Source organism: Allomesorhizobium aridi (assembly GCF_043769475.1).
Taxonomy (GTDB): domain Bacteria; phylum Pseudomonadota; class Alphaproteobacteria; order Rhizobiales; family Rhizobiaceae; genus Allomesorhizobium.
The window spans coordinates 4820749-4840763 of the sequence record NZ_CP171729.1 but is presented as its reverse complement, the minus strand read 5'-3'; the positions used below and the strand labels follow the sequence as shown (position 1 = coordinate 4840763).

General features: G+C 57.1%; 13 protein-coding genes and 2 pseudogenes. 9 read left to right on the top strand and 6 right to left on the bottom strand.

Translation table 11 applies throughout. From position 1 onward, the window contains the following. Positions 1-60: 60 nt before the first annotated feature. A complete protein-coding gene (locus tag ACG873_RS25920; protein ID WP_394888636.1) occupies positions 61-1623 on the bottom strand; it encodes an ArnT family glycosyltransferase in 1563 nt (520 codons plus the stop codon). A gap of 464 nt (positions 1624-2087) precedes the next feature. Here ACG873_RS25920 and ACG873_RS25915 point away from each other — a divergent pair, with 464 nt between their 5' ends. The 6 genes from ACG873_RS25915 to ACG873_RS25890 all read left to right on the top strand — a co-directional run bounded on the left by ACG873_RS25915 (position 2088) and on the right by ACG873_RS25890 (position 8056). Next, entirely contained in the window at positions 2088-2438 is a 351-nt protein-coding gene (locus tag ACG873_RS25915) for a hypothetical protein (RefSeq protein ID WP_394888635.1), read from the top strand. 666 nt (positions 2439-3104) lie between these two features. Next, on the top strand, positions 3105-4064 hold the full coding sequence (locus tag ACG873_RS25910) for a UDP-glucuronic acid decarboxylase family protein (protein WP_394888634.1): 960 nt from the start codon (positions 3105-3107) through the stop codon (positions 4062-4064). Next, positions 4061-5065, top strand: coding sequence for a UDP-glucose 4-epimerase GalE (gene galE / locus ACG873_RS25905; RefSeq protein ID WP_394888633.1), 1005 nt, complete (start codon positions 4061-4063; stop codon positions 5063-5065). Before ACG873_RS25910 ends, galE begins: the two co-directional genes overlap by 4 nt. Then, the gene (locus tag ACG873_RS25900) at positions 5062-6525 is read left to right on the top strand and encodes a UDP-glucose dehydrogenase family protein (RefSeq protein WP_394888632.1); all 1464 of its coding nucleotides are present in this window, start codon (positions 5062-5064) and stop codon (positions 6523-6525) included. Before galE ends, ACG873_RS25900 begins: the two co-directional genes overlap by 4 nt. A 48-nt stretch (positions 6526-6573) precedes the next feature. Then, on the top strand, positions 6574-7491 hold the full coding sequence (locus ACG873_RS25895) for a glycoside hydrolase family 26 protein (RefSeq protein WP_394888631.1): 918 nt from the start codon (positions 6574-6576) through the stop codon (positions 7489-7491). 58 nt (positions 7492-7549) lie between these two features. Continuing rightward, complete coding sequence (locus ACG873_RS25890) at positions 7550-8056, top strand: DUF995 domain-containing protein (RefSeq protein ID WP_394888630.1); 507 nt, start codon at positions 7550-7552, stop codon at positions 8054-8056. 24 nt (positions 8057-8080) lie between these two features. Here the strand turns inward: ACG873_RS25890 and ACG873_RS25885 are convergent, their stop codons facing one another. The 3 genes from ACG873_RS25885 to ACG873_RS25875 all read right to left on the bottom strand — a co-directional run bounded on the left by ACG873_RS25885 (position 8081) and on the right by ACG873_RS25875 (position 12667). Next, on the bottom strand, positions 8081-8467 hold the full coding sequence (locus ACG873_RS25885; protein WP_394893698.1) for a hypothetical protein: 387 nt from the start codon (positions 8465-8467) through the stop codon (positions 8081-8083). After that, entirely contained in the window at positions 8361-10655 is a 2295-nt protein-coding gene (locus ACG873_RS25880; protein ID WP_394888629.1) for a glycosyl hydrolase, read from the bottom strand. The genes ACG873_RS25885 and ACG873_RS25880 overlap by 107 nt, the downstream gene beginning before the upstream one ends. 1124 nt (positions 10656-11779) lie before the next feature. Beyond that, positions 11780-12667, bottom strand: a complete 888-nt coding sequence (locus ACG873_RS25875; protein ID WP_394888628.1) for an ATP-dependent DNA ligase — start codon at positions 12665-12667, stop codon at positions 11780-11782. A 415-nt stretch (positions 12668-13082) separates the two neighbouring features. Here ACG873_RS25875 and ACG873_RS25870 point away from each other — a divergent pair. Then, positions 13083-13283 (top strand): annotated as a pseudogene (locus tag ACG873_RS25870) (class I SAM-dependent methyltransferase); the annotation flags it as partial. Between the two features lie 540 nt (positions 13284-13823). Beyond that, positions 13824-14801 (top strand): FecR family protein, encoded by a 978-nt coding sequence (locus ACG873_RS25865; protein ID WP_394888627.1) that lies wholly within the window; start codon positions 13824-13826, stop codon positions 14799-14801. 97 nt (positions 14802-14898) lie between these two features. On the opposite strand, the gene ACG873_RS25860 is transcribed toward ACG873_RS25865, so the two are convergent. After that, on the bottom strand, positions 14899-17067 hold the full coding sequence (locus ACG873_RS25860; protein ID WP_394888626.1) for a CHASE2 domain-containing protein: 2169 nt from the start codon (positions 17065-17067) through the stop codon (positions 14899-14901). 135 nt (positions 17068-17202) lie between these two features. Between ACG873_RS25860 and ACG873_RS25855 the strand changes: the two are divergent. After that, positions 17203-17374 (top strand): annotated as a pseudogene (locus tag ACG873_RS25855) (IS630 family transposase); the annotation flags it as partial. Positions 17375-17443: 69 nt separating this feature from the next. On the opposite strand, the gene ACG873_RS25850 reads toward ACG873_RS25855, so the two are convergent. Further along, complete coding sequence (locus ACG873_RS25850) at positions 17444-19486, bottom strand: tetratricopeptide repeat protein (protein WP_394888625.1); 2043 nt, start codon at positions 19484-19486, stop codon at positions 17444-17446. Between the last annotated feature and the right edge of the window lie 529 nt (positions 19487-20015).

Genomic DNA, 20015 nt, shown 5'->3' with positions numbered 1-20015 from the left:
ATTTTCAGACTGCATATGCTGCACGCAATCGCTTAAAGTTGTGTTGGTAGAGCTCATCACCTATTTCAGCTCGTAAATCACATAGTTCTTACTCTCTTTGACCTGTGTCGAGTTCTTTTCGAGGAATGCCTTCAGGCCCTTGTGATGATCGAAAAATTTTCTCCCTTTAGAATCTTTTGCATTCCGAGTCACACCAAACCACTTCGCACCCTGCGAGCGTAACTCCCGCAACTTTTCGATCGCTTCGCTGTCATCGATGAATACAGACCAATCGCTTTGTCCCCCGCCAGGTGGAAACACCCACCCGCGTCTCCTGCTGTAGTAAATAGCCACCGGGTCTCCCACTGTGCTTGAGACTGCTATGATCAGTTCCCCGGGCTTGGTTAGCGCACTTAGTTCAGTACCCAATTCATAGCCTGCGTAGGCATAAGGAGTTTTAAGGTAATCCAGCGCCGGCCGGCTACCCAGCAGAAGCAGGAACAGGGCTGCCACGCCAATGCGGGCCATTGCTTTGAATTTGGTTAGATCGGGATCCTGTAAACCCGTCGCGACTATCAGACCTCGACCCGCAAACGCTGCCAGCGGCACGCTAAACACATGCAAATTCCATGGGTTCGTAACAATCTCGCGCGCTGCGAAAAGAAATACCAGGAACGCGCCAAACAACCATGCATGAAACAACCAGCGTCCGGTTGTAGGCGCTTGTTCCTGCAGCCTCGGTGGACCATGCATCAAGCCAATCGCGGACAGCACGAGAAAAGGAAAGGTCATGTACCAGAGCGTCGTCAAACTAAACAGTTCTGGAATCAAGAACCAGCGGCTAACGTAATATGGTAAACCGTCACTCCAGAGATACCCGCTGCCGGCAACGTGATATGGCGGGTAGTTTTTTCCGATGTATATCGCCCACGCATAATATGCAAATACTCCCGCCAGAGATACCAATCCAAAAAATGCCACAGCCATAACATTATTAAGTCTGATACCAGGAGGTTTTGATGATATTCTTTCCACAAGCACATAAATAAGGGGAATAGCTATGGCGATCCCTGGTAACTTCGCTAAAACCCCAAGTGTTAACGATACGCAGGAAAATATCAGCCAAATCAGCCTCTTGCTGTCAGCATACTTACAAAATAGCCAAACTCCGGCAGTAATTAACGTCAACATAGCCGGATCTGGAAGATACGATCTGTCAATGAATACCGCACCAGGAAGAATCGAGAGCACGAATGCTGCCGCGCGAGCGTCCCAAATGCCCCATACGCGTTCCGTGAGTTTGTAAAGAAAGAACACGGTCAGGGTGCCAAAAGCAGCGCCAATCAGCCGGCCAAACCAATCATGCCAGCCAAAGATCTGATACAGCAGGGCCGCCAGATATGAGACAATTTGAAATTCACGACCTTGATAGCTTGGGCCCGGACCTGTCCAGCTGACTTCCGGATAGAGGACGTTCCAGCTTCGCGTCTGGAAGTTGTCTGCCATCATCGCGGTACTGGACTCTCGCCAGCTGAAGGCATCAACAAGCGGCTGGGTCAGATCTTCCATACGGGCCAAAGCGGCGATGATCAGGATCGCGCCCAGCCATGGGTCCATTCGGAGGCCGCGCCGTTCAACAACCATGCCATACTCCGGAGAGATGGTGCTTCAGCAGGTTACCAACGCCTGGATTTAGACGCATCGCAATTGTCCCACGCGCGATCAAGTTGCCCCACGCGCTAAGGCGACCCTAGCCGCAAACTTGCCTTGGAACCAGAGGGTGACTACTTGCTTCCGGCGATGCAGACCAGCGAGCAGCGCCGCGGCAGCCAGTAGCCGTCTGTGCCCCTGTGCTGCGCGAACAGGTGCGTCGCCTCACTGAACCGTCTCGTCGGCGAACTGGTTCGCTTCTCATGATCATCCTGCCAATTGCAGCAAGATCGTGCCGCTCAACGCCAAGTCGTACTCATCTCGCGTTCACTCTTTTTAAATTTTACGCGTCCACAATTTGTTACTGCGAGAGTATTGGGCAATCGATCTAGTTCCGATAGTGTCCCGCCGCGCCGGTGGCTGCGTTTCGATTCTCCACAACCTAAGGAGTTGTCCATATGAACATCCGCCTACTGCATGGCAGACGGTACTTCAGTGCAGTTATCTTAATCGGTGCTCTTACCGCTTCCGGCTGCAGCAGCACGCTACCGGATGCGATCAGCATGGCTTCCGCAAAACCCGGCACGACCGAAGTCGGCTACGGGGCGCTGAACCCGAACAAAGCACCGAAAAAACATCGGCTCGCCTCGACCGCAGAACTCAACTCGCCGGCAGAAGACGTGAGGCCTATGAAGGCAGTGCAGACGGCCTATTTCGGCAATGCTACGTATATCTGCTCTCCCAGCGGATTCGGCCAGAAATCGAAGTGCAGCCTGCGCAGCGGTAAGATCCAGGATTTGGCTCTCTAGACGACGTCCAGTTCAAAATCGCCAGATTCAGTTGACGCCCGCTGGACAATTCCCGCGGGCGTTGATCCATGGAAATCCGATTTCGACGGTTTCTTTTCCGCAGGCGTGACTCGAGGCGCGCACGTACCGGCATTTGCAACGGCCCGATTGCCCCCCGCAAGCCACCCGGTTTGCTGTCACGCATCTCCGATCATTTTTTTGGTATTGGCAGACGGCGATTGCATCATTGGCCCGATTTTCAGGGTCAACTCACCGATTGCTTCCGACCCCTCCCGTTAACCCTTCCTTCGCGTCGGCACCGGCAGATCCTGATCTATCGGGAAATGTTTGGCTATTGGGGCATTCTAAAATCTCGTTTCCTAGACCTTTTGATATATATCGATGGTTATATACCTGTAGGTGTAAGTAACTTGAAAACGATTTATAGTTCTTTATGGTAACCAATCTCTTAAAAAGCGGTTGACGCTGCTATTATTTGGAGAAATACTATCTTCAGATAAATTTGTAAGGGATGGGTTGCGGCAGGCCAACAGCGCTGTGTCAAGAACGCAACACGTTCCGTGGCGAGTGGGGCGAGTTAAAGCGGTGACACAGAATCGAGTACCTTCCGGCGGCGAATGGGATAGTCACGGTTCGAGCCAGGCATCCGTAACTTCAAAGTCCATAATGGTAACCGGCGGAGCCGGCTTCCTGGGCTCGCATTTATGCGAGCGCCTGTTGGCCGAGGGAAACCGTGTCATCTCGGTTGACAATTATTCATCCGGGCGGCGCGAAAACATCGCCAGCCTGGAGTGTGAACGGTTTCTGGCAATCGACCAGGATGTTGTGGATCCGCTTGTTTATGATGGCGCGGTTGACCAGATCTACAATCTGGCTTGCCCGGCCTCTCCACGGACATACCAGGCGGATCCCATCCACACGACCAAGACCTGCGTTTTGGGCGCCTTGAATGTTCTGGACTTTGCCCTGGCCAAGGGCGCGAAAGTATTGCAGGCGTCGACCTCCGAGATCTATGGCGATCCTGATGCGCATCCTCAGCCGGAGAGCTACCACGGCAACGTCAATCCGGTCGGTCCCCGATCGTGTTACGACGAGGGCAAGAGGTGCGCGGAAACGTTGTTTGCCGACTATCGTCGCGCCTACGGCCTGACGAACACGATCTGCCGGATATTCAATACCTACGGGCCCCGGATGCAAGCCGACGACGGACGCGTCGTCTCGAATATCATCGTCCAGGCGCTGCGCGGCTGGGATATAACCGTTTACGGCAGCGGACATCAGACCCGGTCATTCTGCTTTGTCGATGACCTGATAGATGGCCTGATCAGGCTTATGGCTGCAGCGGATCGCGTCCAGGGGCCGGTAAATCTCGGCAACCCCGGAGAATTTACCATCCTGGAACTTGCCGAACAGGTCATTCAATTGACCGGTTCACGTTCTCGGATCGCCCACTTCCCCCTCCCTGAGGATGATCCGCGGCAGCGTAAACCAGACATCACACACGCTGCCGAACTCCTGTCCTGGAAGCCCAAAATCGGGCTGAAAGAGGGGCTGATCAAAACGATCGGCTACTTTGATGATCTTCTTCTGCGCACCGCACCTGAAACGAGGGAGGCGGCAGAATGAAACGGCGAAGAATCCTCGTGACGGGCGGCGCCGGCTTCATCGGCAGCCATACCTGCAAGATGTTGGCGTCCTATGGGATGGAGCCGGTCGTCTATGATAATTTGAGCACAGGCAATATCGAATCCGTGAAATGGGGTCCCTTCGTGCAGGGGGAACTTCTCGATACCGATCTGCTCGCCAGCACCATTTCCAGATACACGCCGGACGCGGTTATCCATTTTGCCGCATCGGCCTATGTCGACGAATCGGTCGTAACACCCGCGAAATATTACAAAAACAATGTTTCCGGGATGTTCTCCCTGTTAGACGCCTGCTTGATGATGAACCTCAGTTCCATCGTGTTTTCAAGCAGCTGCGCGACTTATGGGGTTCCAGATCGTCTTCCTATCAAGGAGGATTCACCCCAGAATCCCATAAATCCTTATGGCCGGACAAAACTGATCGGCGAAATGATGTTGAGAGACTATGCGCAGGCCTACGGGCTGCGCCACGTCATTCTACGATATTTTAACGCTTGCGGGGCCGATCCAGACGGCGAGATCGGGGAATGGCACAGGCCGGAGACGCATCTCATACCTCGGGCGCTGATGGCGGCGGCGGGCCGGCTGGATCAGTTGGCCGTTTTCGGCGACGACTACGAAACGCCTGATGGAACCTGCGTACGGGACTACATCCACGTCAATGATTTGGCCCACGCTCATTTATTGGCGGTGGAGCATCTTACGCAGGGCGGTGAGAACATTGCGGTCAACATCGGAACGGGAACCGGCATCTCGATCCGTGAGATCGTCGATTCCGTTGCCCGCACGACCGAGCGCTCGATACCCATCCTGATTGGCCCCAGGAGGGCCGGCGATCCGCCCGCGCTATATGCGGACCCAACGCTGGCGCGAGATAAGCTCGGCTTCACTGCAGAACTTTCGGACATCGATACAATCGTGGAGACGGCCGCTCCATTCTTTGGTTTGGGGGTCCGGCGGCAAGTGGGAGACAGGCAATGAAGATTGCTATTATCGGCTCGGGATATGTCGGGCTCGTTTCGGGAGCGTGCTATGCGAATTGGGGGCATAGCGTCACATGCGTTGACAATGACGCCGACAAAATTCGCCGGCTTCAGGCCGGCAAGATTCCTATCTATGAGCCAGGTCTCGAGGGCTTGATCAAGGAAAACGTCCGGCAAGGACGCCTCGACTTCACTACCGACCTTCGGTCGGCATTGAACGACAAGGATGCTGTTTGCATCGCAGTGGGCACACCCAGCCGGTTCGGCAGCGGTGAAGCCGATCTCAGCTTTGTTTACGCCGCGGCGAAGGAAATCGCCGATGTCGTCGCCGACCAGACAATCGTCATAACGAGATCGACGGTGCCGGTCGGCACGGGCGACGCAATACAACGTATCATCTCCCGGCGCTGGCCCGGCCGTTCGATTCCGGTTGTGTCGAACCCGGAATTCCTTCGTGAAGGATCCGCGATTGCCGATTTTCAGGCGCCTAGCCGGGTGGTCGTCGGCACCGACAGCGCGCATGCGCGGCGGGTGATGCTCAATCTCTACAAGCCATTGGTGGCGGCGCAAATTCCGCTCGTCATGGCCACGCGCCGCACGGCGGAACTCATAAAGTATGCTGCCAACGCGTTCTTGGCGGTCAAAATTTCGTTCATCAACGAAATGGCCGATCTTTGCGAGAAACTCGACGCCGACATCCGCGACATGGCGCTTGGGGTCGGCCTTGATCACAGGATTGGCCCGGGTTTCCTCAGCCCTGGACCTGGCTATGGTGGTTCGTGCTTTCCAAAAGATACGCTTGCGCTACTGAGAACCGCACAAGACCACGGTGTCTCTCTTCGGATCGTCGAGGGAACTGTCGGCGTCAACGAGGCCCGAAAACGCCGGCTGGCCTCAAAAGTTATCAAAGCCGTCGGTGGATCCGTGGAGGGGCGAACGGTCGCCATCCTTGGCCTCACGTTCAAACCCAATACGGATGATATAAGGGAGTCCCCTTCGCTTCCCCTCATAGAAGCGCTGCAGCGCGCCGGCGCGACGATTCGAGCCCATGATCCTCAAGGTATGCGGAACGCAGGCGCGGCCCTCGCTGACGTTGAATTCTGCGACGATCCTTATCTTTGCGCGCGCGACGCCGACGCCGCTGTGCTTGTGACCGACTGGGACAGCCTGAAGAAGCTGGATTTTGCCAAGTTGAGAATCGTCATGCGGAGGCCTGTCATGATCGACCTCCGGAATATTTACGATCGGCAAACCGTGGAACGAAACGGCTTCGAGCTGACCACGGTCGGCTATGCCAGCCGAAACAGCACCTTCAATGGCCCTGTTTTGAAGCGGCCGACCAACGGCCGGAAGAAAATAACCCTGAATGGCGTGCAGGCGCCCCTCGTCACAGATGCGAGGGACAGAGCCGTAAACGGGGTCACACACAAAACGGAGCGGCCGGGTTTGGAATCCTAAAAACCTAAACACGTGACGAGGGACGTGCCTTCAACCGGAGTTACTACAATGAAAAACACCCTGATCACCTATCAATCCTTACTCCCCGCGGGAGCGATTGCTGCATTGGTCCTTTCGGTCGGGGCTCTTCAATTTACTGACAGCTTCGCCGCACCGGGAGATCCGGTGAAATTCGGCGTGTACGATCCCGACGGAGTCTTCAGCAGTAGGACGGATGTCGACATAGAACATCTGTTCCTGCCTTGGGAAGACGTCGAGCTTTCGACGATCTACGAAGCCGATGCCTACGCCAGGAGCCGTGGTCGTGTCCTTCTCGTGACCGTTGAGCCGTGGACGTGGTCGCCGGATTGGAGGGTGACTCCCACGCAACTGCAGTCCCGCATCCTCAGTGGCTACTACGACCAGAACATGATCGCCATCTGCAAGATCCTGAATGAATTGAATAGCCCGGTAACCGTGCGCTGGGGACACGAAATGGATGATCCTTCGGGCCAATTCACCTGGTCCCGCTGGAATCCCGATGCATACATCCAGGCCTACCGGCGGATGGTCGACCTCTGCAGAAACGAAGCGCCTCGCGTCACGTACATGTGGTCCCCGAAAGGGGAAAAGACGATGACGAGCTACTATCCCGGCGACACCTATGCCGACAGCATCGGGCTGTCGGTTTTCGGCCTGCAGAAATGGGACAATGACAAATTCGGTCGCGACCGTACATTCGCTGAAATCCTCAAGCCCGGATACGATCGGGCGGCCGCTTACGGCAAACCCATCGTTGTCGCGGAATTGGGCTATGTCGGCGACACGGCCTACGTGCAGAGCTGGGATCAAGCTGTGAAACAGTCGGATCCGGCTTTTCCCAACCTCACGGCCAACGTTTATTTCAACCAGAAGGAAGTCTATCCGTGGCCGGATGGTTACGGACTGCCTGACTGGCGAGTTACCCAGCAGGTAGTTTCAAACTGAAGCGGCGCATCGGCTGAAGGGTCTCGGCATCGCGAGACAGCGTATCGGGAGGTAGTAAATGTGTATCTTCAAAGCGGCGGCTGCGGCAATTGTCGCGGCGGGGTTGAGCGTACCGGCCGCACACGCAGTCGATGATGCAAAGACGCTTGCAGAGTCCGCGGAACCGGTGTCGGTCTACGAGCTGTTCACCATCTATCATAACAAATCCTGGCTCTGGAAGAGCGGTGCGGGCTACTTCTCCGCCAATGAAAGACGATTTCTAGCTTGGGGCGGCTCCGAGGATTCGCCTACCTATGCCGAAGGGCGGTGGTACATCCCTGAAGAAGGCGGCAAGGTTTGCTTCAAGGCGGTATGGCATTACCGTGGCGGTTCGAAGCCGAAACGCTCATGCTTCGCTCACCGCAAGAACGGGACCGTCATACTCCAACGGAGCGAGCCCGACGGCGACTGGTACGTATTCAAAGGTCCGGCGTCGACCGCAACGGACGCGTCCAGCAAGCTCAAAGATGGAGATCATGTCACCGCCAAGCTGGAGGAGCAGCGTACCGCTCTGAGCAAGAACTAATCGCGGCAGGAATAGGTGCCGCCATCAGATCACAAAAAAGTCCGCGCTGGTCAGTGCCAAGCCGGCGTCCAGCGTAGCGAAGCGGATCGCACCTGTTCCGCCAGTGCCGTCGGCATCATAGTCCAGTCCTCCTGTAACGGAATTGTAGACGATTCTGTCGGAAGCATCTGCAGCAGCAGCCCCTATACGAAACGCACCCGCCGCCAAAACGCCAGGCGCGCCCAAGGCCGCGAAGATGGCGTCATCGAGCCAGTTCGTGTCGGCATATACCGAGAAATCGGTAATCCTATCGAAATTCGTCGCGCTATTTGGCACAGTGTTGAACACAAAGACATCGTTGCCGGCACAGCCTGTGAGTGTGTCGTTGCCGAGATAGCCTCTGAGATAGTCGTTCCCAGCTCCGCCATTGATGACGTTCCCGGCGCTGTTCCCATACAAAGCGTCGTTGAATCTCGAGCTCAATGAGGTTCTCGATCGAATTATAGGTGTCACCAGCCGCTTCACCATTGTTGACGGCGGGGTTGGTAAGGCTTGCGAGCACCCTGGCGGCGGCATCGGCGTATGAGACGGTGTCTGCACTGGTCCCGCCGCTCAAATAGTCGGCGCCCACACCTCCTATCAATGTATCGTTGCCGTCTTCACCATAGAGCCGATCGCTGCCGGCGTAACCCTTGATGGTATCGTTGCCGGATCCGCCCTTGACCACATTGGCGCCGGCGTTACCAATGATCTGCTGGTTGAAGGCGTTGCCGGTGAGGTTGATCGCAGCCGTGCCGGCGGCGTTGGTGGTGGTGAAGAGCTCGACATATGCGCCTGCGGTAAGCGCGTAGCTGACCGAAGTCAGCACCCGGTCGTACCCGCCACTGGCGCCTTCGTTGATGCTGTCCCTGGCATTGTCGACATAGTAGGTGTCGTTGCCGCCGAGCCCCTGCATCAGGTCGGCGCCGCCGCCGCCATTGATGACATTGGCGCCGGCATTGCCGACAATCCGCTGGGCAAAGGCATTGCCGGTGAGGTTGATGGAGCCCGTCCCGACGGCGCTGGTGGTTGTGAAGAGCTCGACCTGTGCGCCTGCGGTAAGCGCGTAGCTGACCGAGGTTAGTACCCGGTCGTACCCGCCGCCTGCGCCTTCGACGATTTTGTCGCCGATATGGTCGACGTAGATCCGATCATTGCCGCCGCCCCCATTGAGACTGTCGGCGCCGGCGTCGCCAATGAGGACATCGTCGCCCGAACCGCCCCGGAGAGTGTCGTTGTCGGTGCCGCCATGCAGTACATCGGACCCGTCGCCACCGTCGAGTACGTCGGCGCCGGCACTACCGAAGAGCGTGTCATTGCCCGAACGGCCATAAAGAACGTCGTTGCCCGAACCGCCCGACAAGGTATCGTCACTGGAATGGGTTAGATTGACAAAAGTGTCCCCAACGGCGGTCAGATTCCGCTGTTCGTCGATCACTTCCGTGTTGATGTGGTCCGAGTAAGCGGCAAACCATGCATGCCGCTCCACGAAAGCGAGATCGTCGAGCATTTCAGCAGCGTCGCGGGCAAAGGCGGCGATCTGCTGCGAAGAAAATTTGTCGGGATCGAGCCAGTCCACAAGCGCCCATTCCGTCACCCAGATCGGCTTTTGATATTGGTCGTGTACAGCTTCAAGGAAGGCCCTGAATGCGCCCACGTCCGGATTGGCTGAATAGTAGTGCACGGCGATGAAGTCGACGCGGTGGTTCCGTTCCGAGGCCTCTTCCATGAAGCGGCCCAGCCAGGAGTCTTCGCCCAACGTCTGTCCGGTTGTCGTCGCCGGCGATCCAAGCCTCTTGCCTGTCGCCATCAGCTGCGGCCAGAGATCGATCGCCTGCTGAACGGTCATGTTGGCCTGGGTCGATTTGTTCGGTTCGTTAAAGCCCAGGAGCGTATCTGCGGCGGATTTAGCGATACGCGCGAACGTTTCGGCTGTCGCTTCCTGCCTGCCCCAGATCATGGGAACAAACTCGGTGCCCCGAGCCGCGCTCGCATCAGCACTCCAGAGTGGATCGGCCTTCCAATTATAATACCAGCCAAAGTTGAAATTTTCGACGTCCTGAAGAGCAGTTCCATGACGATCGAAATCCCAGGTGCCTATCCCGATCTTGGATGTATACTCGATCAGATCCGGCATGCTTGCTGCGGCAGTGCTCCCCAATGCAGCAGTGAACAGATCATCCGAAGGGAGGCCATCGTTCCCGAATGCTCCATCGGGTGCATTCGGGCCTGAAGGCGAGGCCAGGCCATTCAAACGAGACAATTGGTACGACTCGCCGCCGCCGAGCCCTTTGTGTGAGAGGCTCTCGGGCGCCGCGGTCAGTTTCACCGCATTGTCGGTGAACCGTGCCGCACCCCACTCGCTCTCGGAATGATCAAGCGCCCTCGCAAAACCAGCCTGACCGTCAGCTGAAAAACCGAGCCTCCCATCGTTCCCGTCTTCCGCTTTCGACGCCGCAACAATTCTATCTTCCGGCTTTCCCGCGTCAAAGGGATCAAAAAGAAATTTGTCGTCACCAATGGATGTCGGACCGCCTGTCCATTCGACCGATGAAATCGCGAGATTTTCCAAACTTTTCACTACGCATTCGCTCCTGGCATTGCGAATCGCAACCACTCCCGCCGAGAGGCAGGGGAGGCCTCTTGTTCACCCCGACAGTTACTGGGGAGCGTCTCAGAACCCGACGTAGGACCTCATAAAAAAACCGTTAGCTTTTTAGAGATCAGGACCCTTTGAGGCGCGAGAATCAAATTCCAGATTCGCTGGTTAACCAGACCTCACCGGAAATGAGGCCTGAATGAAATTGAGCGGTTACGTTGAATTGTGGCTGTGATCGCGGCGAGTTCCTGTCATTTCCGTGACTCTGGAACACGTTTCGAAACGCAGCGAAACGGTTTGCGAATGCGAGCGCTCGCGCGGCGTCGGCCCTCATAACGGCCATCGTGGCCCGGCGTGGGCTCCGAAAGAAATCCGGCTGAATCCGAATGGAGTTCCAGTCGCTACCAAGCGTGTGCCCAGCAGCTGCGCAATCCATTCCAGTCTCTCCCGGCGAAGTCGCCCGGCTTCATGATTCCTTCCCACGACGATCCGCATCGCTTCGCCGGCGCAGGCGAAGCGCTTGATCGAGCGCCGCGGCAACGATCGCGGCATGCTGGAGCGGGAATCCAAAAGCTCAAAGGCAGACGAGCAATCCTGAACGAAATCTACTTCGTTCTGTCGAAACTCCACGCTCCAGACGAACTCCTCGCAATCATCGGCAGTTGGGGTGACCGGTCGATGACTCGTACACGCTCGATCATCTCCGGACGTTCAATCGCAGCGGCGCCATGCAGTGAGTTGATTTGCAGGGCGGATCTATCATCCCTCTGCACGTCCCTTTGGCATCGCCTTTGCCGCTGCACTTCGAGAACGCCAGCGTACTAGATCTCGTCCGTAAATGGTTCAGCGCCAAATATGTCAACCTTTGCTATCCTCGGCTCTTTGCATCTGGAGCTTTGTTGATGTGAATTAAGGCACGCTCGAACACAGACCGCACGTGCACCATCGTCTCGGCGTCGCGGTTGATCCTATCGGCCGCAGCACTCAGTTCCTGCTTCGTAAATTTTTTGGAATGCGAGCCATCGCGCGAAGCTTCTCAACGAGTGGGTCCGGCTCCTTGGTCATTGCGCATGATCACCATTCAGCGAAGTCATCTGCCGGGCTGATTAGTCTTCCCGTCGTACATCCTTCAGCGTCGCATGCCGCAGCGGTCCTTCGCCCTTGAGAAAACGGACGCGGCCGACGAGCCCCGGTTTCACCCATTGCGCACCGGGTTTCTCGAGTCCCTTCGGCGGCGGCCCCGCCATCTTCTTGATCCGCTGCCAGAGCCGATCCCGGACTGACTCGTTCAAGGCGATCACCGCATTGCCGACATACCGCCTTTCGCCGTCATGCGTGGCCATCAGAGCCATTGGCGCCGTGCCCGACTCGCGAACGACGCCTAGCAATTCGAAATCTGCTTCTTCAAAATATTTGGTCTTCAGCCATGTGTTGGACTGTCCGCTCTGATAGCGGCTGTCGGCGCGCTTCGAGACGATGCTCTCAAGCCCCATCGTTTCCACCGCGCGAAAGATCGCCGACGCATCACCCTCGAAATGCTCGCTGAACTGGATCTTGCCGACGCCAGGCCCAACCAGTTGCCGCAGCGCCTGCTTGCGCTCGATCAGGGGCAACGGGCATAGGTTGCGGCCGTCGAGATGGAGGAGGTCAAATGCGACGAAAGCCAACCGGCTCGGCTCATTTCCAATGGTTACGGACAGTGCGTTGAAATCGGGGGCGCCCCGTTGGTCGGTTACAATGACCTCGCCGTCGAGAATGGCAACCCTGCATGGCAGCATCTCGGCCGCAAGCCCGATGGGCCAGTATATTGCGGTGCAGTCATAGCCGTTCTTGGTGTAGAGACGCACGCCGCCTCGATCGACGATGATCTGCGTCCGGTAGCCGTTGAATTTGGCCTCGTGAACCCATCCATCCCCTTCGGGCGGCTGCTCGACCAATGTAGGGATTTGCGGAGGAACGAATTCCAGCCGACCGCCCTTGTCACGCTTACTCAATGGCCACCCCCTTAGCACGAGGCGGGGGCATTGAAGATGCTAGCTTGATGGCACAGGCAAGCCGACATTTAAGCTTGCCTGTGCCACCCCCGCCAAGCCACGTTACAACATCTACTTACCATGCCGAAATTGTCGTTAGCTTCGTGTCCAGTAATTTGTCCCGGAATACATATCTCACACTCAGGGCAGCACTCGCGTTCCATCTCCGATAGCCCTGTGCTATTTTTAGGTTGCCGCCAGCCCCCGCATCCCCTCGCGCCGGTAGCGGCACCGCCGCCTGGCAGCCCCACGCTCTCAGGCGGCCTTTTTGCGGCGACCGTGGTGTGAGGCTCAAGGGCGACCAGCAGAACCAGCATCTCGCGCTTGGCAGGTACCCTGTCGATGTCTAGCATCCGCCCAGCGTATGGAGATATCGATGACCTCAAGCTTCAACGTCCACGATGCGGCCGGCTATGAGCAGCTCATGGGCCACTGGAGCCGAAAGCTCGCACCCCTGCTCATCAACTTCGCGGGAGTTACCGACGGCGAAAAGATTCTCGACGTCGGCTGCGGTACCGGCAGCCTGACCTTTGCGCTCGCCAGGACCGCCGACCTCGAAGAGATCGCTGCGCTCGACGCCGCTGAGCGGGCGCGCACCGACGATGCCGTGCGCGATGCGTACGAAGCCGGCCGGCCTGACGGTCCGAGGTCTTTTGCGAATGTCGCTTAGGCCGCCGGGGGCATAGTTCCCTGACCCGATGGCCGGAAAGCTTTCAAAGGTTCTAGCATCGGATTCGCCTGGCCGCGCCATCGTGTGAAATGGCTGCGTTCCGTCCGCGGCTTTCGTGCGGACATGGGCGTCCGATTCTCACCCAATTCACCCGTTGAATGCCACTCGAACGCTTCGACCGCCAGGCTGAAGGTCCTGTGTTAACCCCAAGTTGGCTTTCGCACGTCTGTGGTTAACGAAGTATTATTGACAGCTAATAGAAATAATGATTACCTGTATAGCTTGATAACTCGTCAGGCTAGCGGTTCTGGCGACGCAAATTTTATTGCCCGTTTCCGGTATTTTTGTGTGCATGCTTAATCTTCATGCCATCGCAAGTTGCATAGCGCTTTTAATTACCTTCAATTCTCGCAGTTTCGACACCGTGGTAGTAATTAAGGGGCTGCAATGCTGTCCTTGCATCGGGTTGCAATCGCGACGCTCGGGATTGTGCTGACTACTGCCTCACCGACTTTTGCAGCGGAGCAGGTCGGGCAAGCTGTTCTGATCAAGACCGCCGTGACGGGCGCGAACGGGCCTTTGACCGTCAAGGCGCCGGTCCACAGGGACGAGCGAATTCGAACGTCCAGCAGCGGGCTTGGACAGTTTGTATTTCGCGACGGCACGAAATTGGCGGTGGGATGGGGTTCATCCGTCGTCATCGACAAATTCGTTTTCGATGACACAAAGTCAGTGAAAAAGCTGACGATCAAAGCCGCGAAGGGAACCTTCCGCTGGATCAGCGGAAATTCTAGTTCCTCGGCTTACGAAATCGTGACGCCTGCCGGAACGATTGGAGTTCGGGGCACTGCTTTCGACGTCTATGTTGCAGCAAACGGGACAACGGCAGTCGTACTGTTGAGTGGCGCCGCCCGTTTCTGTGGCAGCAACGGCTGCCGGCAACTTACGCGGCGATGCGACTGCGTGATTGCCACGCGGTCCGGCGGGGTGAGCGATCCCCGACGGGTCAACCCCGGCATGCTCAGGACGCTTGGCAGCGCACGCGCGTTGCCATTCCTATCCGGCGACCAGCGGCTTTCGGGCGGATTTCAGACAGGCAGCGGCAGCTGCGGCCTTTCGATGGCGTCTCTGAGCGAACCCAAGGCGCAAAGGAGCATCAGCCAGCCACCGGCTCCGAATCCTGACCGCCCGAATCCACCCAACAAACCTGACAAGCCCGGCAAGCCCGATAAGCCCGACAAGCCTGGCAAATCGGGGAAGGGCAAAGGGAACAACGGCCACGGAAACGATGACGATGGCTTCGATTCCTCGAATCCCGGCAGGGGAAAAGCCGGCCGGGACAATACGGACCAGGACGGGACGCCGGGCGGTGGTGGCAAGGGCAAGGGCGGCAAAGGCGGGAAGGGCGGCAAGAGCCGCGATTGATCCTTTGACGTAAAGGGTCCGCCACCATCGATGATGGTCGCGAAAGCCTGCACTTTTGCCGTGTTGACCGTCAGTCGGGGATAGCGCTCCTGATCGGTTATTCGGCTAACTGGTTCCTGCCGGCCGGTTCAATGAGAAAGTGATCCGACCTGCGCGGTATCCGGTCGTAAAATTCCTGCAAACCAGTCGCCAGCCGCGCCGCCTTCAATCTTGCGACGGCGGCAATTTTCCGGCTGGTTCCCGGCCGCAAACGCAAGGCCTCGAGGAGCCGTCCATGAATAAGCTGCAGGTCGGCGAACTCCGCCGATGCGGCGACCCGCTCATCGCCAACGACTGCGTAGACATTGGTTCGGCTACTTTTCCCGCGTAACGCCAAGGCCCCCGCATCGAGCAAGGCGTAATCGGACAGTGCTTTTGCCGTGTTCTCAGACACGAGAATGTCGAAGCTGACCGCTTTGCAGGCTGACTCAATTCGCGAAGCAATGTTTACGGCATCGCCGACAGCCGAATAATTGAAACGGGCTTCGGCGCCCATATTCCCGACGCAAGCAATTCCGGTGTGTATCCCGATTCCAATGCCGACCTTCTGCTCGGGTCCGAAGCCAAAGGCGTCTGCATCGTTGAGATGGGCCATAGTTTCTCGCATGGCCAACGCTGCTCGGACTGCTTTGCGGCAATGATCGTCGACATCGAGCGGAGCGTTCCAGAACGCCATGATCGAATCTCCAATATACTTGTCGAGAGTGCCTTCGCTCGCGGTGACATGACGGCTTAGCGCGTCAAGAAGAGTATTGAGGAATGCGACCACGGCCGTCGGCGGCAGACGCTCGCTTATTTCCGTGAAGTTTCGCACATCGACAAACATCACTGTAAGTTCACGGTCGTCTCCGCCGAGACGAAGGGCGTTGCGCGTATGCTCAATGCGATACAGAAGCGAAGGCGAAAGATATTGGCCGAACGCCCGTCGGATAGCCCGGCGCTCACGGTCGGTAACGAGAAAGCGGAACGAGGTCGCGGCGAAATGCGTGATCGTTCCCGCGGCTACCGGAGCCAACGGATCCAAAAGAAGCCCCGCAACGGAAAACGCAAGCCACGACGCGACGAGGACGAGCGCTGTAATCACCAGGCCGGCTACCAGAGCTATTACCGGACTGACGAAAATGGTCAGCACCACAAGTAGGGCTCCCATAATCGCAATAGACAGTATCTCGAGCCCGTCGGCCCAGTCGGGGCGAGCCAAAAACCGGCTGGACAGTATCTGCTCTATCGTCTGCGCGTGCAGCGAAACGCCCGGAACGTTTTCCCCCAAGGCTGTGGTACGGATGTCCTGAAGGCCCGCCGCCGATGTTCCGACAAAGACAATGCTTCCTTCGAGGGCGGCTCTCACCTCAGCGGATGCACCACCTGACGCCAGGACCTCCTTAGCAGAGATGTACCTTTTCGCGGTATCCGGGCTGACATAGAGCCAAAGTTCGCCAGCCGCAGTCGTTGGCACGACAAAGTCGCCGATCTTTATCGACGTGATCGTGTTCAGCGCATCGGGGGCGCCTTGCAACAAATAGGTCGACGCACCTTGCGCAACACGCAGCGCCTCGAGCGCGAGGTTGGGGTAGAGTTGCTCGCCATCGCTTAAGAATAGCGGGACAGCGCGCACAACGGCGGATCGGCTGCCGGGGTTGAGGCTGATGTGCCCGATGCCGGCGGCGGCGGCCTCAAGCTCCGGACGTAACGGCGTTGCTGCTTTGATGTGAGGAGCGGCGGCTATCGGACTTTCGCCCGTAAATGCAATGCCTGCTTTGACGCCTGGCAGATACCGGCCTTCATTGGAAAGTCCAAAGCCCAGGACGACTGGCTTTCCGGCGATCGATCGGGCGAAAATCTCATCGTTATCAGGTAGTTGACGAAGCAGCCCCGGATCAATGCCGGGCACGTCACGAACAACATTGCGCGGAGAGAGGCGATCGGGCTCAGCGAAAAGAATGTCAAACGCGATAGCGGAGGCGCCCATCTCCGATAGCTTGCCTACCAAGGTGGCCAAGCGGTCCCTCGGCCAAGGCCATTGCCCGAATTGACGCAAGGAGGCCTCGTCTATGTCGACAACCCTGACGGGCATGTTCTCGAATGACCTCGGCGCCCATCGCTGATAAAAATCGAGTGTTGCCTCGCGGACAAGCCTCAACGACTGTGGATCGGTTCCGCGCAAGATCGTGAGCACCGCTACTAGACATAAGCCGATGATCAGGCCGGCCTGCTGGGCACGTGTCATGTCTCTAGCTGGACTCCGTGAGCCGCGAACCTTGCAATCGATCTTCCCAATACTGCGACACTATTCCCATTGTATGAGGTTGAAAATCATTCGCGTGCCGCCGAGATGGCGCTCCGTGGAAGTGGATCTCGTTCCGCGATGGCCAAGGTCGCCGGCATTGCAGCTTCGACGGTGCAGGGTATCTGGAAGGCCCACGGGCTCAGCCCCGCATGGCTGGCGGCACTTCAAGCTCTCCAACGACCCGGCCTTCGCCGAGAAGCTGACGACCATCGTTGGCTTGTATGTCGATCCGCCGGCCCATGCCGTGGGAAAGCCAACCCCCCGATCACATCATCGCCGCCCGAACCGCCGGTTCCAAAACGTTGGAATCAATCCACTAATAATAACGGTCGATAAGCAAAAAAGCTTTTGACGAAATCGGATAGGGGCCGCAACTGCTACTGCCTTTGATGCCTTTGCAGGCCAACAATATCGCTCGAATCGAATTTGATGTAGCAACTCCATTTAATCGCCCCTTGTACATATCCTTGCTGCGCAACTTTGATTGGACGATATACAATGCAGCATTGACGTTGGTGGCAAACAGATCACCCATCAAACGCTCGCGATCCTCGAACTTAAAATACTCTTTACTCAATGCTGCATATTGCCGCCTGGTCGAGGCAGCCTTTAACAAAAACTCCTCGTGACGAGCTGATGCACCCAGAATGTCGCGATATTTCTCAAATTCGCGACGGGCTTCGTTCAGATTGGATTTCAGCATTCGCCCCCTGCCACGCCGGCGAACGTCAATCAATGAACGAGCGGCAGCCTCGTTGCCGTTTCCGGCGGCATCACGCAAAATGCGTATTGCACGCTGTGGATTCGCCTTTGCGCCTCGGGGCGGGTTCAGATAAGCATCGGCCCTGGCGACTACCGCATGCTTATTCCCTGCCAGTTCGGCTGTTTTTAGAAAATTCATGGCGCGAGAGATGCTAATCCTGCCGAACTCGCCCCGAAGTTCTGCTTGGGCCATCCTTACATAGGATTGAGACAACCCTCTCGATGCGGCGAGCGCCAACAGTTTTTTTCCCAAGGGCCTATTTCGACGAACAGGAGGGTATCCTCTTGCGTACAGATCACCAAGATCATACAGCGCCCAAAGGTGATCCTTCTCCGCAGCGCCCTCCAGCAATTTCAAGCCGGCCGCTGGGTCCGCCGCAAGGCCGTCCCCTTTCACCAATATTGAACCTAGACGCTGGGCCGCATTGACATTTCCCGCCGCGATTGCCTGGTCAAAATAACCTCGGGCGCGGACCGGGTCGGGTTCAATCCCCCGCCCTCCCTTGCGATAAGATTCTGCAAGCTCCAGCAACGCATGGCTGTTGCCGCCCTTCGCCAGCGCTTCAAGCTCCGCAACAGCCTTGTGAGGATCGGAAACAACGCCGTCTCCTTTAAGCTGTGCGGCGGCAAGCACCAGCCCGGCACTTGTGTTGCCGGCGTCTTTTGCCCGCGTGAGATAGCTCTCCGCCTTCTGTGGATCAGGCCGCAACCCGCCGAGACCCCGGCGATAAATCTCACCAAGATCATACAGCGCCCAAAGGTGATCCTTCTCCGCGGCGCCCTCCAGCAATTTCAAACCGGCCGCTGGATCCGCCGCAAGGCCGTCCCCCTTCACCAATATTGAACCTAGACGCTGGGCCGCATTGACATTTCCCGCCGCGATTGCCTGGTCAAAATAACCTCGGGCGCGGACCGGGTCGGGTTCAATCCCCCGCCCTCCCTTGCGATAAGATTCTGCAAGCTCCAGCAACGCATGGCTGTTGCCGCCCTTCGCCAGCGCTTCAAGCTCCGCAACAGCCTTGTGAGGATTGGAAACAACGCCGTCTCCTTTAAGCTGTGCGGCGGCAAGCACCAGCCCGGCACTTGTGTTGCCGGCGTCTTTTGCCCGCGTGAGATAGCTCTCCGCCTTCTGTGGATCAGGCCGCAACCCGCCGAGACCCCGGCGATAAATCTCACCAAGATCATACAGCGCCCAAAGGTGATCCTTCTCCGCGGCGCCCTCCAGCAATTTCAAGCCGGCCGCTGGGTCCGCCGCAAGGCCGTCCCCCTTCACCAATATTGAACCTAGACGCTGGGCCGCATTGACATTTCCCGCCGCGATTGCCTGGTCAAAATAACCTCGGGCGCGGACCGGGTCGGGTTCAATCCCCCGCCCTCCCTTGCGATAAGATTCTGCAAGCTCCAGCAACGCATGGCTGTTGCCGCCCTTCGCCAGCGCTTCAAGCTCCGCAACGGCCTTGTTATCAGCATAGTTACTTTGGGAGTGCTTCGGGGATGTGCTAAATCGCAATGATTCCTGCGCACTTGCCGAAAATGTGGCGCACGCAATTACCCCGGCAATGGTCAACAAAAAAAGCCTCACAGCAGCAGTCTCCACCAGAGCCTTCCGGGATATTTGAGCTCACTGACGTTATCACTTTTACTGCTTGTCCCGAGTTCACTACGTGTCAGTATTACTTGGTTATTTACGATGATAAAATCTTAAAATTAGGCTGTCATTAGCTTCACATCCGAAAACTTGTCAGAGGGTGCATATTTTGCCGCCGAGAGAGGCGTTGTCGCGAGGAAGCTATACTCCAGTAGAGCACTCGACGCAGACCGGCTGCGCACGATCATCGAGCACATCTTCGCTACAATCGGACTGTAGCGAAACACATGATGGTGGCCATCAGGAAGAAGGCGTTCGACCAGAACGGCATCAACTCACGCCGTACGACTTGCAGTACCGCTCTCGAATGGCGGCCAAAACCGACGATGTGGGGCATCGTCAGCAATTGAAGGTCCGGTTTCGTATTTCAGCCCGAAGATCTGCTCATGTGAAGGGTTACGGACGCTGCTAACGACAGGAATTTGTCTGTAGCCTTGGCACGGACCGCTCGCGACGCTCTCGTCTTGGATGCGAACTA

Excerpts from the sequence above, each read along its gene's own strand:
- ACG873_RS25900 (WP_394888632.1), top strand. The coding sequence starts at position 5,062 with ATGAAGATTGCTATTATCGGCTCGGGATATGTCGGGCTCGTTTCGGGA.
- ACG873_RS25890 (WP_394888630.1), top strand. The coding sequence starts at position 7,550 with ATGTGTATCTTCAAAGCGGCGGCTGCGGCAATTGTCGCGGCGGGGTTG.
- ACG873_RS25865 (WP_394888627.1), top strand. The coding sequence starts at position 13,824 with ATGCTGTCCTTGCATCGGGTTGCAATCGCGACGCTCGGGATTGTGCTG.
- ACG873_RS25895 (WP_394888631.1), top strand. The coding sequence starts at position 6,574 with ATGAAAAACACCCTGATCACCTATCAATCCTTACTCCCCGCGGGAGCG.
- ACG873_RS25910 (WP_394888634.1), top strand. The coding sequence starts at position 3,105 with ATGGTAACCGGCGGAGCCGGCTTCCTGGGCTCGCATTTATGCGAGCGC.
- galE (WP_394888633.1), top strand. The coding sequence starts at position 4,061 with ATGAAACGGCGAAGAATCCTCGTGACGGGCGGCGCCGGCTTCATCGGC.
- ACG873_RS25920 (WP_394888636.1), bottom strand. The coding sequence starts at position 1,623 with ATGGTTGTTGAACGGCGCGGCCTCCGAATGGACCCATGGCTGGGCGCG.
- ACG873_RS25860 (WP_394888626.1), bottom strand. The coding sequence starts at position 17,067 with ATGACACGTGCCCAGCAGGCCGGCCTGATCATCGGCTTATGTCTAGTA.
- ACG873_RS25915 (WP_394888635.1), top strand. The coding sequence starts at position 2,088 with ATGAACATCCGCCTACTGCATGGCAGACGGTACTTCAGTGCAGTTATC.